The sequence below is a fragment of the Kaistella sp. PBT33-4 genome, assembly GCF_029194425.1.
Lineage (GTDB): Bacteria > Bacteroidota > Bacteroidia > Flavobacteriales > Weeksellaceae > Marnyiella.
This window is the reverse complement of the sequence record NZ_JARFYL010000006.1, coordinates 65407-79667: the sequence shown is the minus strand read 5'-3', so window position 1 is coordinate 79667 and position 14261 is coordinate 65407. Positions and strand designations below refer to the sequence as shown.

13 protein-coding genes are annotated in these 14261 nt (G+C 45.4%); 9 read left to right on the top strand and 4 right to left on the bottom strand.

The genetic code is table 11. The annotated features are described in order from the left end of the window. Positions 1 to 249: 249 nt before the first annotated feature. The 4 genes from P0M11_RS12450 to P0M11_RS12435 all read left to right on the top strand — a co-directional run bounded on the left by P0M11_RS12450 (position 250) and on the right by P0M11_RS12435 (position 5968). Positions 250 to 1818 carry a family 10 glycosylhydrolase gene (locus P0M11_RS12450; RefSeq protein ID WP_275625970.1) on the top strand — a complete coding sequence of 523 codons (1569 nt, stop codon included), beginning with the start codon at positions 250 to 252 and terminating at the stop codon, positions 1816 to 1818. A gap of 65 nt (positions 1819 to 1883) precedes the next feature. Continuing rightward, positions 1884 to 2648 carry a TIGR02757 family protein gene (locus P0M11_RS12445; RefSeq protein WP_275625969.1) on the top strand — a complete coding sequence of 255 codons (765 nt, stop codon included), beginning with the start codon at positions 1884 to 1886 and terminating at the stop codon, positions 2646 to 2648. Positions 2649 to 2663: 15 nt separating this feature from the next. Continuing rightward, entirely contained in the window at positions 2664 to 3206 is a 543-nt protein-coding gene (locus P0M11_RS12440; protein WP_158064450.1) for a DUF1003 domain-containing protein, read from the top strand. Positions 3207 to 3337: 131 nt separating this feature from the next. Further along, positions 3338 to 5968, top strand: a complete 2631-nt coding sequence (locus P0M11_RS12435) for a choice-of-anchor L domain-containing protein (RefSeq protein WP_275625968.1) — start codon at positions 3338 to 3340, stop codon at positions 5966 to 5968. A gap of 101 nt (positions 5969 to 6069) precedes the next feature. On the opposite strand, the gene rsmA is transcribed toward P0M11_RS12435, so the two are convergent. Beyond that, positions 6070 to 6840, bottom strand: a complete 771-nt coding sequence (rsmA, locus tag P0M11_RS12430; protein WP_275625967.1) for a 16S rRNA (adenine(1518)-N(6)/adenine(1519)-N(6))-dimethyltransferase RsmA — start codon at positions 6838 to 6840, stop codon at positions 6070 to 6072. A 159-nt stretch (positions 6841 to 6999) separates the two neighbouring features. Here rsmA and P0M11_RS12425 point away from each other — a divergent pair, with 159 nt between their 5' ends. The 5 genes from P0M11_RS12425 (at position 7000) to rluF (ending at position 10890) form a co-directional block, all read left to right on the top strand. Then, the gene (locus P0M11_RS12425; protein ID WP_275625966.1) at positions 7000 to 7896 is read left to right on the top strand and encodes a permease-like cell division protein FtsX; all 897 of its coding nucleotides are present in this window, start codon (positions 7000 to 7002) and stop codon (positions 7894 to 7896) included. 1 nt (position 7897) lies between these two features. Beyond that, positions 7898 to 8194, top strand: a complete 297-nt coding sequence (locus tag P0M11_RS12420; protein WP_275625965.1) for a DUF3098 domain-containing protein — start codon at positions 7898 to 7900, stop codon at positions 8192 to 8194. 31 nt (positions 8195 to 8225) lie between these two features. Further along, positions 8226 to 9041: an undecaprenyl-diphosphate phosphatase gene (locus P0M11_RS12415; protein WP_275625964.1), complete on the top strand. Its 816-nt coding sequence runs from the start codon at positions 8226 to 8228 to the stop codon at positions 9039 to 9041. A gap of 397 nt (positions 9042 to 9438) precedes the next feature. Then, positions 9439 to 10146: a tRNA pseudouridine(55) synthase TruB gene (truB, locus tag P0M11_RS12410; RefSeq protein ID WP_275625963.1), complete on the top strand. Its 708-nt coding sequence runs from the start codon at positions 9439 to 9441 to the stop codon at positions 10144 to 10146. Between the two features lie 21 nt (positions 10147 to 10167). Next, positions 10168 to 10890, top strand: a complete 723-nt coding sequence (gene rluF, locus P0M11_RS12405) for a 23S rRNA pseudouridine(2604) synthase RluF (protein WP_275625962.1) — start codon at positions 10168 to 10170, stop codon at positions 10888 to 10890. Between the two features lie 18 nt (positions 10891 to 10908). On the opposite strand, the gene P0M11_RS12400 is transcribed toward rluF, so the two are convergent. The 3 genes from P0M11_RS12400 to P0M11_RS12390 all read right to left on the bottom strand — a co-directional run bounded on the left by P0M11_RS12400 (position 10909) and on the right by P0M11_RS12390 (position 14066). Continuing rightward, positions 10909 to 12285 carry a hypothetical protein gene (locus P0M11_RS12400; protein WP_275625961.1) on the bottom strand — a complete coding sequence of 459 codons (1377 nt, stop codon included), beginning with the start codon at positions 12283 to 12285 and terminating at the stop codon, positions 10909 to 10911. Positions 12286 to 12368: 83 nt separating this feature from the next. After that, entirely contained in the window at positions 12369 to 12713 is a 345-nt protein-coding gene (locus P0M11_RS12395; protein ID WP_275625960.1) for a MerR family transcriptional regulator, read from the bottom strand. Between the two features lie 45 nt (positions 12714 to 12758). Next, the gene (locus P0M11_RS12390; RefSeq protein ID WP_275625959.1) at positions 12759 to 14066 is read right to left on the bottom strand and encodes a DEAD/DEAH box helicase; all 1308 of its coding nucleotides are present in this window, start codon (positions 14064 to 14066) and stop codon (positions 12759 to 12761) included. Positions 14067 to 14261 lie beyond the last annotated feature (195 nt).

Here is a 14261-nt window from a genome sequence, read left to right as displayed (position 1 = left end):
AGCATAAAACATTTGAGTATGGTTAATGATTTCAGCTGGGATTTATTCCTCATTCAGTCCTTCACAATCATCATCGGACTCTTTTTGCTTTACTTTATTGGCAAATTTTCGTTGCGCCTGTATTCGTATTTTAAAAGAAGATGACTATTGGAGTTAAACAGGGAGAAATACGATTTATACGCTGTAAATCAGATTACGCGCGGGTTTTAGCGCGGGAATCTTTTCTTTTAATACTATTACTTTTGTAAGATGAACATCCGACATATTAAACTTTCTCTTATCTGCGCTTTCGCCGCGGTATCTTCGTGTGCAACGCAGCAAACTGAAATAAGTGCACATTCACCTGCAGCTGCCACCACGGGAACTGTGAGAAATATTCCGGTGAGGACGGTACCTCAGACAGCTCCGGCGCCCGTAGTTCTGCCGGAAGTCAAACGCGAGTTCCGCGGTGCCTGGATTGCCACGGTGGCCAACATCAACTGGCCCACACGGAACAACCTGAGTGACGAACAGCAGAAAGCGGAAGCCATCCGCCTGCTTGATTTGCTGCACGACCTGAACTTCAACGCGGTTATCTTTCAGGCGAGGCCTTCGGCAGATGCGCTGTACAAAAGTTCTTATGAACCGTGGTCCTACTTCCTTACCGGGCAAACCGGAAAAGCTCCCGGCTATGATCCCCTGGAATTCTGGATCTCCGAATCGCATAAAAGAGGTATGGAACTGCATGTCTGGCTGAATCCCTACCGGGCCTTCCACACTACGGGCGGTGCCGTGACCTCCGAGTCGATGGTGAAGAAAATGCCGTCCGAGATTGTAAAACTCAGAAACGGAACCTACTGGTTTGATCCTTCCAACCCGAAAACGCAGGACCATGTTTCCAATGTGGTAAAAGACATTGTAAGGAGATACGATATAGACGGACTGCATTTCGACGATTATTTTTATCCTTACCGCGAGTATAACGGTGGCAAAGATTTTCCCGATGACAAGTCCTGGAATGGTTATCTTGCTTCAGGCGGTACACTTTCACGTGCCGACTGGCGGCGCGGAAATGTCAATAAGTTTATCAAGCGGATCTATGATGAGATTAAGGCCGAAAAAAACCATGTGAAATTCGGGATTTCGCCCTTCGGCATCTGGAAACCTGGTTACCCGGCAGGTATCACAGGCTCCTCACAGTATGATGAGCTTTATGCTGATGCAAAACTGTGGCTTAACGAGGGTTGGATAGACTATTTTTCGCCGCAGCTGTACTGGAAAGAAGAGGGGCCACAGCGTTTCAGTTCACTGTTGAAATGGTGGGATTCCGAAAACTTACGGAAGCGCCATCTTTGGCCGGGCCTTAATACGGTCGGAATTAAGGGTGTAACCGATAAGTCGGCTGAAATTGTGAGCCAGATAAAAACCTCGCGGACCATCCTGAAGGAAAGCGACGGAGAGATACATTACAGTGTAGCCGGTTTGCTGCAGAATCCGCAGATGGTCAGTGCGCTGAAAAACGGTCCTTACCGTGACAAAGCGCTGGTTCCGCGCACGCCGTGGCTGAAAACAAACCTCCTGGAGAAGCCCAGGCTTACCTACTCAAACGGAGGTAATACCGCCAGGGTGGAGTGGTCTGCCAGTGACCTGCAAAAAGTTAAACGTTGGGTACTGTATGCACGGTACGGTGATCAGTGGGAGACAGAGATCCTGGATGTCGCAGACCGTTCAAAAACTTTGGCAGTAAGCAAGTCCGGAAAGAAGCTGCGGGCGGTCACTGTCCGGGCTGTAGACCGCCTGGGTAATGAAAGTGCTTACGAAATAAAAACAGTAAATTAATAAGCAGCTGCTGTGAAATTGCGCAGGCGAAAGGGCAGTACCCAACTGCCTTTTACAAACTCAGTATGAAATTAAGTGAACTTAAGGATTTTCTGGACCGGAAAGCCGACCGGTATAACCATCCGGACTTTATAGAGAATGATCCCATACAGATTCCTCACCGGTTTTCGCTGAAACAGGATATTGAAATTGCGGGATTTCTGACGGCCACCATTTCATGGGGCAACCGTAAATCCATTCTTAATTCTGCTGAAAAAATCCTATCCTACATGGATGGTTCTCCCTATGATTTTGTGATCAATCATACCGAGGAAGACCTTCGGCATTTTATGTCAAAAAGTGTTCACCGTACTTTCAACGGCGATGATCTTGCGCAGTTTATCCGCAACCTTGCGCGGCTTTACCGCAAATCGGACACTCTGGAAAATCATTTTCTGCTGCACACCGGCGAATCCGACTTTTATCACAGTCTGGAACGCTTTCGTAATGAATTCCTGGGAAACGGGGTGCACCGTGCTTCCAAGCACGTAAGTTCCACCTATAAAAATTCGTCAGCAAAGCGCCTTATGATGTACCTTCGCTGGATGGTAAGGCAGGATAACCGGAAGGTGGATTTTGGTCTGTGGACGCGCCTTAATCCCGCGCATCTGTCTGTTCCCCTGGATGTGCATACCGGGAATACAGGCAGGCAGCTTCAACTGATTTCGCGGAAGCAGAATGACTGGAAAGCGGTGGCAGAAATGGATATCACGCTGCGAAAGCTGGACAGTGAAGATCCGGCGCGTTATGATTTCGCCCTTTTCGGCATGGGCGTAAACGGTGAATTTTAATTAAAGGAATTACAAATGAAAGTTAAGGAAAGAGCTGCTGAGAAAATCACGGTATTGGAAGGTATTGCAAACGGAGTGATGTGGTGGATCGGGTCCATACCCTCGCTCATTGTTCATACTTTACTTTTTATCACGGCCTTCCTTTTGCCAATCTTTGGAGTGGTGGAGTTTGACAAAATGCTGCTTGTTCTCACCACTGTACTTTCACTGGAGGCCATCTATCTGGCTATCTTTATCCAGATGTCTGTAAATAAGAGTTCAGAACATATTGAGGTGCTCCGTGACGACGTAATGGAAATCCAGGAGGATATTGAGGATATCCAGGAAGATATTGAAGAAATTTCGGAAGATATTGAGGAGATAAGCGACGATATTGAGGACATTCAGGAGGACATTGAAGATATAGCCGAGGATGAAGATGAGGAGGACCCACTGGAACGTGCAAAAAATGTAATGCTGAAAAGCCATGTTACCACCAACAAGACGGCTATAAAAACGCTGCGCGATAAGATCAGGGAGTTGGAAGAGCAGATTGAAAGCTTAAAGAACGAGCCATAGAGCCTTATTTAGTGCATAATATATTTGTGTTTCCTATAATAAGGATTAAATACATGTTTATTTGGGAAAATTTATAACTTAGGGCAGGTGAAAATCAAAATATATGTTATATTTGTTTAAAACTTGTCAAAATGCTAAATTATCGATTAAAAAACTACTTTAGTATTTCCTTCATTGCGCTAAGCCTCCTGTCCACTACCTCAGTGTTTGGTCAGAAAACCCGGCCGCCGGCCATGAAAGAAATAAATACCTTAGCCAAAGCAGGGGATTACATTGATGTGAACGTGGCCCCATATCCGGAGTCGAACTTTACTCCTGCACAACTCGTCACCGATGTTTTGGTGGGCGCATCTCCCACCTGCGGTACCCCGAATATCTCGAACGTAACCATTTCGCCTAACCAACCGGTAACGGATAACAACCGGTTCTGGGGGTATTTTAACAAGGGGACTTCACAGTTTCCCTTTGATGAAGGTATAGTACTGACTACAGGATATGCTCGTAAAGCCGGTAATCTTGCCGAAAATTTCACACTTGGCGACGTTACAGGAACAAACAGTGATCCGGACCTGGTAGCGGCAACAAACCCGTCCGCGGCTTTACACAATGCCGTAGTTCTGGAATTTGATTTTGTGCCGGCCAGCACACAAATGAAATTTAACTACATTTTTGCATCGGAAGAATATGATGGCGGGTTCCCATGTCTGGGTTATGATGATGCGTTTGCCTTATTGCTGAAACCAAATACACCAGGGGCAACTTATACTAATATTGCAGTACTTCCGGGAGGAGCGGGCCCTGTAACAGCTACCAATATCGTTCCTGCAAGTTTCAGTTGCGGACCGATTAATGCGCAGTATTTCGGCTCTGTGCCGCCAAACCAGACCAACTATTACGGCCGTACCATTCCACTGGAAGCCACGGCAACCGTTATTCCGGGACAGTCCTACCATATCAAGATGGTAATTGCTGATGCCAGGGATTCCGGTTATGATTCCGCTGTATTCCTGGAGGCCGGCTCATTCGATATCGGTGTTCAGATTCTTAACCCAAATGGCGTTGCCCTGCCGGCAGAAGTGGAAATGTGTGACAATACACCACAGTCATTAACAGCTTCTGTGCAGGTAGCAGGTTCAACTTACCAATGGTCTCTGAACGGCAATCCTATCTCAGGCGCTACCAACCCTACCTATGTAGCTACTGCGCCGGGAGTGTATTCCGTTGAGGTTTTTGTGCCTGGCAACCAGTGTCCGGGCGAAGCTTCCGTAACCATCCTCGGCGGCACTTCTCCGGTGGTTAATGACATTACTTTTACACAGTGTTATGGACCCGGCAACGTTAATTTTAACCTGAATCTTACAACGACCGCCATAAGCAATACGCCCGGCGTTACGTATGCCTTCTATGAGAATCTGGCAGATGCCCAGGCTCAGAATGCGAACGTGATTGCCAATCCCGGGGCATTTTCAAGTCCGGGTAACGTAACGGTGTATGCTTTGGTGAAATCCGGTTTCTGTCCTAAGATAGCCGAAATAGAGTTGGTGAAAGCACCACAGATCACCGTGGATATTGCACCGCCACCGGCCATCAACTGTACGAATCCGCAGGTTACCCTGATAGCGAGCGGCTCTACCTATCCCGCAGGCTCCGTATTCAGCTGGGTAGCTACAAACGGCGGTTACATCTTCTCCGGTGCCAATACACTTACTCCTGTGGTGGCCGCCGGTGGAAATTACACATTGACCATCACCAAGGCTTACCAACCCGGAGATATAGTTTGTTCTGCATCAGGAACCGTAACCGTTCAGGAAAATTTCACGCCACCTGCAGTAACCGTATCCGCAAGCGATATGAAGGTATGTGCAGGCTATCCTGTGGTGCTGACTGCCACTGGGGGCGCCACTTATGTTTGGAACACCAACGCCTCGCCTCTCAATACAATCACTGTGGCTCCCACGCAAACTACCACCTATACGGTGTATTCTGTAGGAGCTAACGGATGTCAGTCCACCAACCCCGCTACCGTCACTATTGAGGTGATCCCTGCGATTTCCACAACGCTGCAGCCTGTTGCCGGACAGATATGTGTGGGCGACAGCATCACGCTGGATGCCGGTGCAGGACCCGGGTATACTTACCAGTGGAAGGATGTAGATGATAATGTAATCGGAAACTCGCAGACAGTAACTGTAGACCAAACAGGTATTTATACGGTGACCATCGGAAACGGAGAATGTACAGCCACTTTCACCACACAGGTGGTTGAGGCACAGATACCGCAGATTATTAATGCCGATTTCCAGACCAATACTTTAACCCTGACGGCAAACAATCCAAGTAACGGACCGTTAGAGTACTCCATAGACAATGGATTTACATGGCAGGATTCCAATGTGTTCAATAATGTGGCTGCAAACATAACGCTTAACCTGCAGGTTCGTGTGAAGTATACCAGCTGTGTAGGCTCCCTGCCGTTCTTCACATTACATATTCAGAATGTAATCACGCCAAACGGTGACGGTGTAAATGATGTGCTGGATCTGAGCGGAATAAGTCGCTACAAGGATTTTGGAGCTTCTGTGTTCGACCGCTACGGCAAAGAAATCTGGAGGGCTACAAAAGATGCAGCCATCTGGACAGGACGTTTCCAAAGCAAAACCTTACCGACATCTACCTACTGGTATCAGGTGAAGTATGAAGATCCTGCGAACAAGAACCCTGTGAATAAAACAGGTTGGATCATGTTGAAAAACAGAGAATAGAAAAAATCAGTTAATAAAGAAGGCTGTCTTGCATTGGTAAGACAGCCTTTTTTATTAAGAGTAAAGAATCAATTCAGAACTGAACGAACAGCCGGCACTTCTTATTTATGACTTTTCCATATTTGGGCAAAAGCAATGAAATCGGCTACCGAAAGTTCTTCGGCACGTTGATCCATGAACCCGTGATCCTGCAGGGCTTCCGGAATATCAAGTGTTTTCAGGGCATTGGAAAGTTTTTTCCGTCTTTGGTTGAAACCAGCCTTCACAATCTGTTTAAAAATCTCCTCATTTCCCTCCAGGCCGTCCTTAAGGTTTCTGGTGAGCCGGATAACACCCGATTTTACCTTCGGTGGCGGGTTAAAGACATTCTCATGAACCGTGAACAGATATTCCACATCATAATACGCCTGTACAAGCACGGACAGGATTCCGTAGCTTTTGGTGCGTGGCACAGCGGCGGTCCGTTCTGCAACCTCCTTCTGGAACATCCCTACCATTTCCGGAATAATCCTGTGGTGGTCTATTATTTTGAATAAGATCTGTGATGATATATTGTAGGGGAAATTGCCAATGATGGCAGTCTGGCTGTCATCAGCAAAACTAAAATCAGTTTTGAGGAAGTCGCCGATAAAGGAAGACTCACCCAGCTGGGAATAATTTTTCCTGAGGTAAGTTATGGATTCTTCGTCAATCTCTGCCAGAAAAAGTTTGCTGTCTGTCTGAAGCAGGTATTTGGTAAGGACACCCATACCGGGACCCACTTCAACTATGGTTTTGTAACCGGTGCGGGTAAGCCCGTCAACAATATCTTTCGCTATGTTTTCGTCAGTCAGGAAGTGCTGTCCGAGGTGTTTTTTCGCCCTTACGCTCATGTGGTTTTATTTATGTGGAAAATGCACGGCGCTGCGGCTGTGCTACAGTGTCTCAGGAAGTCTTACTGATCTGATTTTGTGTTTTCTTAACACTCATTTTTCTCCTTCGCCGGGCAAATTTCGGAAGATTTTTTCTATTTTAGCCAAAAATTTTTGTGAATGGCTAGAACAGTGGAGGATTTTAACAGGAGAAGGCTCAGGTCAAGTAACATCACAGTGGTCGTAAGTATTGCTTTGGTACTTTTTCTGGTCGGACTTTCCGGTCTCATTCTTATCAATGCCCAAAAATACTCCGATTACCTGAAGGAGCAACTTGTGGTAAACGCCTATTTTGATCAGGATTACGACGCCAAGGATTCCCTGAAACTTGCTAAGCAGGAACTGGATGCAGTGGAAAAGATCAAGTCTTTGGCTCCTGTAAAAAAAGCCTCCTACATCAGCCGCGAGCAGGCGAGTAAAGAGGCGAGGGTCAGTCTTGGTATTGATTCGGAAAAACTGTTTGACGCGCACATCTTCCCCTCCTCGGTGGAGATTGCCCTGAAACCGGAGTATGTGGATCCCGCAAAAGTGAACGATGCCATCAAACAAATCTCGACTGTGCCGGGCATTGTAGATGTGAAGAACAACTCCGAGTCGCAGCAGATTTACGAAAACCTGAATAAGATACTGAAATGGATTCTGGCGTTCTCCGTACTTTTTCTGATTCTTGCCATAGTTCTGATTAATAATTCCATCAGACTGAAGATATTTTCAAAGAGATTCATCATCAAGACCATGCAGCTGGTGGGAGCCAAAAGAAGGTTTATCCTTATGCCGTTTGTAAAGGAGGCAATCATATTGGGAGTTTTAGGCGCTGTACTGGGTATTTTGGCTTTATTTGGGGTGTGGTACTATTTTACATCAACCATTCAGACGCCATTTGTTCAGGACACCAGTCAGTTTATCCTCCTTGTGGGATTAATTGCACTGATCGGTATTTTCATCACCGTAATCAGTACTGTATTTGCAACGTGGAGGTTCCTGAGGTCTAATATTGACGATTTATACTACACTTAAGATGGCTAAAAAAACAGCAAAATTCTCTGCCGATTCTTTCGGGACTGCGGACAACAGAACACAGGCTCCGTTCTATTTTGGTAAGGAAAACTACCGATGGATGTTCATAGGTTTGGGACTTACCATCCTTGGGTTTCTGCTGATGATGGGTGCCGATGCCAATACGGTGGACGGAAAATTTGATCCCAACAGCTGGAACGAAGATATTTTCTCCTTTCGCAGGATTAGGCTAGCTCCATTTCTTGTGGTAGCGGGATTTGCCGTTCAGGTGTACGCGATCCTGAAGCGAAGCAGGTAGCCCCGAAATTTACTAAAATCAATACCCTTATATGGATCTAATCAAAGCAATTTTTATTGCTGTTGTGGAAGGACTTACCGAGTATCTGCCGGTTTCATCCACCGCTCACATGATTTTTACAAGTTCAATCTTCGGCATTCAGGAGGATGAATTTGTAAAGATGTATCAGGTTTCAATACAGTTTGGAGCCATCCTGGCGGTTGTATTCCTCTACTGGAAAAAATTTCTTGATTTTTCAAATATCAAGTTCTATCTCAAGCTTGCGGTCGCTGTAATTCCTGCTTTGGTGTTGGGTTATCTTTTTGATGATATGATCGAATCCGTTCTGGGAAATCCCGTGCCTATTGCCGTAGTTCTGATCTTGGGTGGGATTGTCCTTCTCTTTATTGACAGATTTTTCACACAGCATACTGTTCACGACGAGAAGGAAATTACTTACAAAAAGGCCTTCACTATTGGACTTTGGCAGTGTTTGGCTATGATGCCGGGCGTGAGCCGCAGTGCCGCCTCCATCATTGGGGGGATGCAGCAAAAACTGACCAGAGTGGCCGCTGCTGAATTTTCATTCTTCCTGGCGGTTCCCACTATGCTTGCTGTAACTACCTATTCTATTTTCCTGAAGAACTGGAACCACCACGGCGTGGAGCAGAAGGGTTACGAAATGATCTTCGCGAATTCTGAGAATACCACGAGCTTCTTTGTGGGAAATTTGGTGGCATTCGTTGTGGCTGTAATTGCAATCAAATTCTTTATCGGAGTCCTCACCAAATATGGTTTCAAACCATGGGGTTGGTACCGGATTATAGTAGGGATCGTGCTTCTGATTTATTTTACGCAGTTTCAGTGATCGATAAAAAACTTTTCCAAAGTAAGCTAGTCTATTGGATTACTGCAATTTTCTTTACAGTATACGCCCTTTTTTCCATTGTAAAATTTATATTTCAATTGGGATTTGGCGATAGTTATTCCCTCATACCTCTTGCAATCCTAGCTATTTTATCCATTGTAACTGCTGTGCTGGTTTTTGAAAAGCATAATAAATCGATTATTTTAATAAATATATTTTTTTGCCTTTTTATACCTTTTTCTTTGTGGGACAGTATAACAATTTACGAGACTCATTACATTTATGAGCCTGAAGTTTTATGGACCATATTGGGAGTTATTGTCTACCTTTTTTTCGCAAACAGATTAAAATATGATTATAGCATTAGGGAGGAAATTAATGAGATAGGATCAAACAAATGAATACAGAAGACTTACTTGCTGGCCAGGTTATTTTACTCGACAAACCCTTAGACTGGACAAGTTTTCAGGCGGTTAACAAACTTAAATACAAACTTAAGAACGAATTTAAACTGCCGAAGAAGTTTAAGATCGGGCATGCCGGCACGTTGGATCCGCGCGCGACAGGTCTTCTGATCGTTTGCACCGGCAAATTCACAAAAAAAATCCAGGAAATTCAGGATGCGCCTAAGGAATACCTGACCGAAATCAAGATCGGGGTACAGACGGAATCTTACGATACCGAAAAGCCGGAAATCCTTCAGCAGGATTATTCCCATATTTCCATAGATTTCATACATGAAACTTTAGCTAAATTTGTGGGTGAGATTCAGCAGAAGCCGCCGGTATTTTCTGCCATCAAGATTGACGGACAGCGTGCCTACGATATGGCCAGAAAAGGCCAGGAGGTGGAGATGAAGCTGCGGCCAACTACGATTCACTATCTGAACGGAATTGAAATAGACCTTCCCTTCGTCCGCTTTGCAGTAGGCTGTTCAAAAGGCACCTATATCAGAAGTCTGGCGCACGACATTGGTCAGGAGCTGGGAGTTGGCGCCTATCTCACGAATCTGCGGCGTACCAAAATCGGAGACTATTCTGTTAACGACGCTTCAGCTGAACTGCTGGAAAATGATTTCCGTTTTTCAGACCACCAGCAACATTAATAACCGCTCATACCGCAAGACATGGAAAAGACCCGGATCAATAAATATCTTTCTGAAGTTGGTTTCTGCTCCCGCCGTGAGGCCGACCGGATGCTGGAGCACGGCCGGATTACCGTAAACGGTGTGGTTCCGGAAATGGGCACAAAAGTTTCGGATGAAGATGAAATAATGGTAGACGGCATTTCCATCCGCAAGACGGAGGAAGAACATGTCTATATCGCACTTAACAAGCCCGTAGGCATCGTTTGTACTACAGATACAAAGCGGGAGAAGGACAATATCATCGACTTCCTGAATCATCCCAAAAGGATATTCCCGATCGGCCGCCTGGACAAACCCAGTGAAGGACTTATCCTGCTGACTTCAGACGGTGATATCGTGAATAAGATCCTCCGTGCGCGTAACAACCATGGTAAAGAATATATTGTAAGGGTTGACAAGCCTATCACGCCGCAATTCCTGCATAAAATGCGTAACGGGATTCCGATCCTGGGCACGGTAACCAACAAGTGCGAAGTGGAGCAGATTGATACGCTCTCTTTCCGAATTGTGCTCACACAGGGCTTAAACAGGCAGATACGGCGTATGTGCGAATACCTTGGTTACGAAGTGAAGAAACTGAAAAGGATCCGCATCATGAACATCAAACTTGACCTGCCTGTAGGACAATGGCGGGATCTGACTGCCGAAGAACTTTCCGAACTGAATACGTTGCTGGCCGATTCTCCAAAAACCATTGATTAAGACCTCTGCCAGCTTTTCTTATTTCAGATAAAGTTTCATTTTCGCCTGATATTCCGGTTTCGCGTTCACCAGTTTCCAGATTTTCTTTTCATCAGAGTTGCTCAGCCGGTAATAGATGATCTTATCTGCCGAATATCTGAAATAGGGATGTGTTTTCAGCCAGCTTTCAGGCGCTTCAATCAATGTATAACGCTCCACTTTTGACAGGTTCAGTGGTGAGATATCAATCAGCTTTTGCGCAAGTTCACGGTCGATGTCATAACTTTCGAACACCTGGTTCTTTACCGCAAATCCTCCCAGCTTTTTGCGGAAGGACACGTAGTTACGAGCGACCCTTTCATCAAAACCAAATTCAACAAGCTGTTCAGCTGTAATTTCATTGATATCCACCTTGCTGAAATCTGTGGCAGGTCCTGAAATCTGACTGGGACTACCTGCAGATCCATTCCGTTTACCTATATTTTCGGGGTTCAGGTTGATGAACGGCTCCAGTTCAGCAAATTTCTGTTCCGATATAACAAAACAGTTTTTGATGTCACCCTTGCTTCTGAAACTTCCTTTCAGGATGCGGTTACGGTAATTCATTATCACATTGGCCTGTTTCTCCGAAAATCCCAAACCTATCCAGCCCTGCACATCCAGAAGATTGGGATCAAACACAGAAATTTTTGCCTGAGATCCTTTGTTATCTGAACGTGCGAAACTTTTCCCGGACTCGTTTGCCACCGGTGCGGCCACAGCGGTGGAAGGCAGAATCAGGTAGGGTTCAAGTTTTCTGTAGTTATCATCGCTTATGATAAAACAATCCCTGAACTTCTCCTTACTGATGAAACTGCCACCCAGATAGGAACGGTATTTCAGGATGGCGGCGGCCTGCCTTTCGCTGAATCCCAGTTTTTCCCAGTCACGCTGGCTGTAGGTATCGGGATTGAATTTCCCGGGAATTGAAAGTGTTTTTTTGGCAGGTGAAAAGGTTGACACATGTCTGTAAGAGTAAGCTGAAGTCCTGTAGGTTGATTTCTCCTTTTCGGGTAGCAGAAGATAAGGTTCCAGTTCTTCAAACCGGCTGTCGGATACAGCGTAGCATTTTTTAAACTGTTCTTTGGAAGTAAATGCACCACCCACGACCTGCTTATACTTCAGGATGGTGGCTGTCTGTTTGTCCGAAAATCCCAGGGCCATCCATTGGGAAGCGTCAAGTTCGTTAGGGTCAAATTCGGAAAGTGGGATGCTTTTGACAGCTTCAACTTCAGTAAATGTAAGGTTCCCGGGCTCCCGGGATTCCGCCGGTTCACGACCGCTGTAAACGGTTAAGCCCACCGTTACCGCCAGAATCAGCAGGAGAATAAGAATCAGATGCTTTCGGGAAACTGTAAATTGTAGGGTAGAGTTCATCTGTCTAATTTTGTGTAAAATTAGCAGTGCATCAAATTGGATTTCAAGGGGAAATCACCTTTTTGTTTACAGGAAAAACACCCTTAATTTTCCGGTTTGTCGGTCAGGGACTCCTTCAGCTTCTGAAGTTCAGCTTTCACAAACTGCAGGCGGTCTATAAGGGAGATGGTTTCCGAAATCTTGCTGTTGGTGGCCAGTGCCACACGGGCGCCGTCCAGCGTGTAACCTTTCTCTTTCACCAAATGATAGATGATTTTCAGATTGGTAAGGTCTTCCGGAGTGAAATAACGGTTTCCTTTCTTATTTTTCTTGGGCCGCAAAATCGGAAATTCCTGTTCCCAATATCTGATCAGCGAAGTATTTACATCAAATGCCCTGGCCACTTCGCCTATGGAATAATAGAGTTTGTCCGGCAGATTAATCTTCATAACAGGTTAAGGTCTAATTCAAAGATAAATAAATTCAGGATTAAATCAATAAGCTACTTCCATCTTGACCTTTTTGCCTTTCAGTTTTTCATTCTGAAGTTTCTTCAGAACCGCACTGACTTTCTTTCTGTCCACCGCAACATAGGAAGTGGTATCCTTAACCTCAATGATTCCGATATCTGACATTTCCAGTCCGCCTTTCTTAATAAGGTACCCCACAACATCCACCTTATTTACCTTATCCTTCTTTCCGGCACTGATATAAATGGTTTGGAACGGAGTAGGTGAAGGTAGCTTACTGCTCTCCGATACATTTTCCTCAGGCGTATTGCTTTTGATAAAAGGGAAATTTTCATCCTCAGTCATAATCAGATAGGAAAAACCTTTGGCATTCATACGGGCTGTACGTCCGTTTCTATGAATGAAAGCATCTTCCTTGGGCGGAAGCTGATAATGAACAATGGATTCCACCTCCGGAATATCCAGGCCGCGTGCTGCCAGGTCAGTCGTGATAAGAATCCTGGCCGAATCATTACGGAATTTCAGCAGGGCACGTTCGCGTTCATCCTGTTCCATACCACCATGAAAAGTCTCGCGCGAGATTCCCTTTTCACGCAGGAGCTCCGAAATCCGGTCTACGGCATCGCGGTGGTTACAGAAAATCAGGGTTCTCTTATTTCCGATTTTACAGATCAGGTGGAATAAAGTGTCCAGTTTTTCTTCAGAAGTGGTCATCACTTTCCTCAGCTGAACATTGGGTTTGGAGTCGTGAACTTTCAGGAAATTGATTTGCTTAGGCGTGCTGAGACCTGTAAATGCCGGTATCTGCTCCATGGCTGTGGCCGAAGTGAGTATGCGCTGCGACAGATTGGGCATAGACTGAACGATGAATTCCATATCTTCCTGAAACCCGAGTTCAAGGGATTTGTCGAACTCATCCAGTACCAGAGTTTTTATTGTAGAAGGGTCAAAATTATTGTTTCGGATATGATAGGTGATCCTGCCCGGCGTGCCGATAAGGACAGCGGGTGCCTGGGTAAGGCTGTTCACCTCAATCTTCTTGTCGTGTCCGCCATAGCACACAGTAACCTTATAATCGGAGCCTATGGATTTGAATACCTGTTCGATCTGCAGTGCCAGCTCCCGTGCCGGAACGAGTATCAGGGTCTGGATGCCGGATTTAGACGTCTCCAGGTCTCTTAATACCGGAAGCAGAAAAGCCAGGGTTTTGCCGGAACCGGTGGGCGACAGAAGGATAACGTCGTTGCCGTTTTCAGTGGCTGTATATGTTGATTTCTGCATCTGGTTCATATCCGAAATGCCGAGTTTGGTGTAAATAGCTTCTAAATCCATGCTGCAAAGATAATTTAAACTTGCCGTGATAAAAGGCCTCTTTCATTTTGTTGGAAACTGCATTAATTTTTTAGGTGATATTAATAAATATACAGTTGTAGGTCCTGGTTATTTTCGTACTTTTGCAAAACTTTTTGTGCGGACTTTTGGCAAAGTTAAAACAGTAACAACTAACATCTTCCGTATTTTTCATCA

Excerpts from the sequence above, each read along its gene's own strand:
- P0M11_RS12450 (WP_275625970.1), top strand. The coding sequence starts at position 250 with ATGAACATCCGACATATTAAACTTTCTCTTATCTGCGCTTTCGCCGCG.
- P0M11_RS12445 (WP_275625969.1), top strand. The coding sequence starts at position 1,884 with ATGAAATTAAGTGAACTTAAGGATTTTCTGGACCGGAAAGCCGACCGG.
- P0M11_RS12440 (WP_158064450.1), top strand. The coding sequence starts at position 2,664 with ATGAAAGTTAAGGAAAGAGCTGCTGAGAAAATCACGGTATTGGAAGGT.
- P0M11_RS12435 (WP_275625968.1), top strand. The coding sequence starts at position 3,338 with ATGCTAAATTATCGATTAAAAAACTACTTTAGTATTTCCTTCATTGCG.
- rsmA (WP_275625967.1), bottom strand. The coding sequence starts at position 6,840 with ATGAGCGTAAGGGCGAAAAAACACCTCGGACAGCACTTCCTGACTGAC.
- P0M11_RS12425 (WP_275625966.1), top strand. The coding sequence starts at position 7,000 with ATGGCTAGAACAGTGGAGGATTTTAACAGGAGAAGGCTCAGGTCAAGT.
- P0M11_RS12420 (WP_275625965.1), top strand. The coding sequence starts at position 7,898 with ATGGCTAAAAAAACAGCAAAATTCTCTGCCGATTCTTTCGGGACTGCG.
- P0M11_RS12415 (WP_275625964.1), top strand. The coding sequence starts at position 8,226 with ATGGATCTAATCAAAGCAATTTTTATTGCTGTTGTGGAAGGACTTACC.
- truB (WP_275625963.1), top strand. The coding sequence starts at position 9,439 with ATGAATACAGAAGACTTACTTGCTGGCCAGGTTATTTTACTCGACAAA.
- rluF (WP_275625962.1), top strand. The coding sequence starts at position 10,168 with ATGGAAAAGACCCGGATCAATAAATATCTTTCTGAAGTTGGTTTCTGC.
- P0M11_RS12400 (WP_275625961.1), bottom strand. The coding sequence starts at position 12,285 with ATGAACTCTACCCTACAATTTACAGTTTCCCGAAAGCATCTGATTCTT.
- P0M11_RS12395 (WP_275625960.1), bottom strand. The coding sequence starts at position 12,713 with ATGAAGATTAATCTGCCGGACAAACTCTATTATTCCATAGGCGAAGTG.
- P0M11_RS12390 (WP_275625959.1), bottom strand. The coding sequence starts at position 14,066 with ATGGATTTAGAAGCTATTTACACCAAACTCGGCATTTCGGATATGAAC.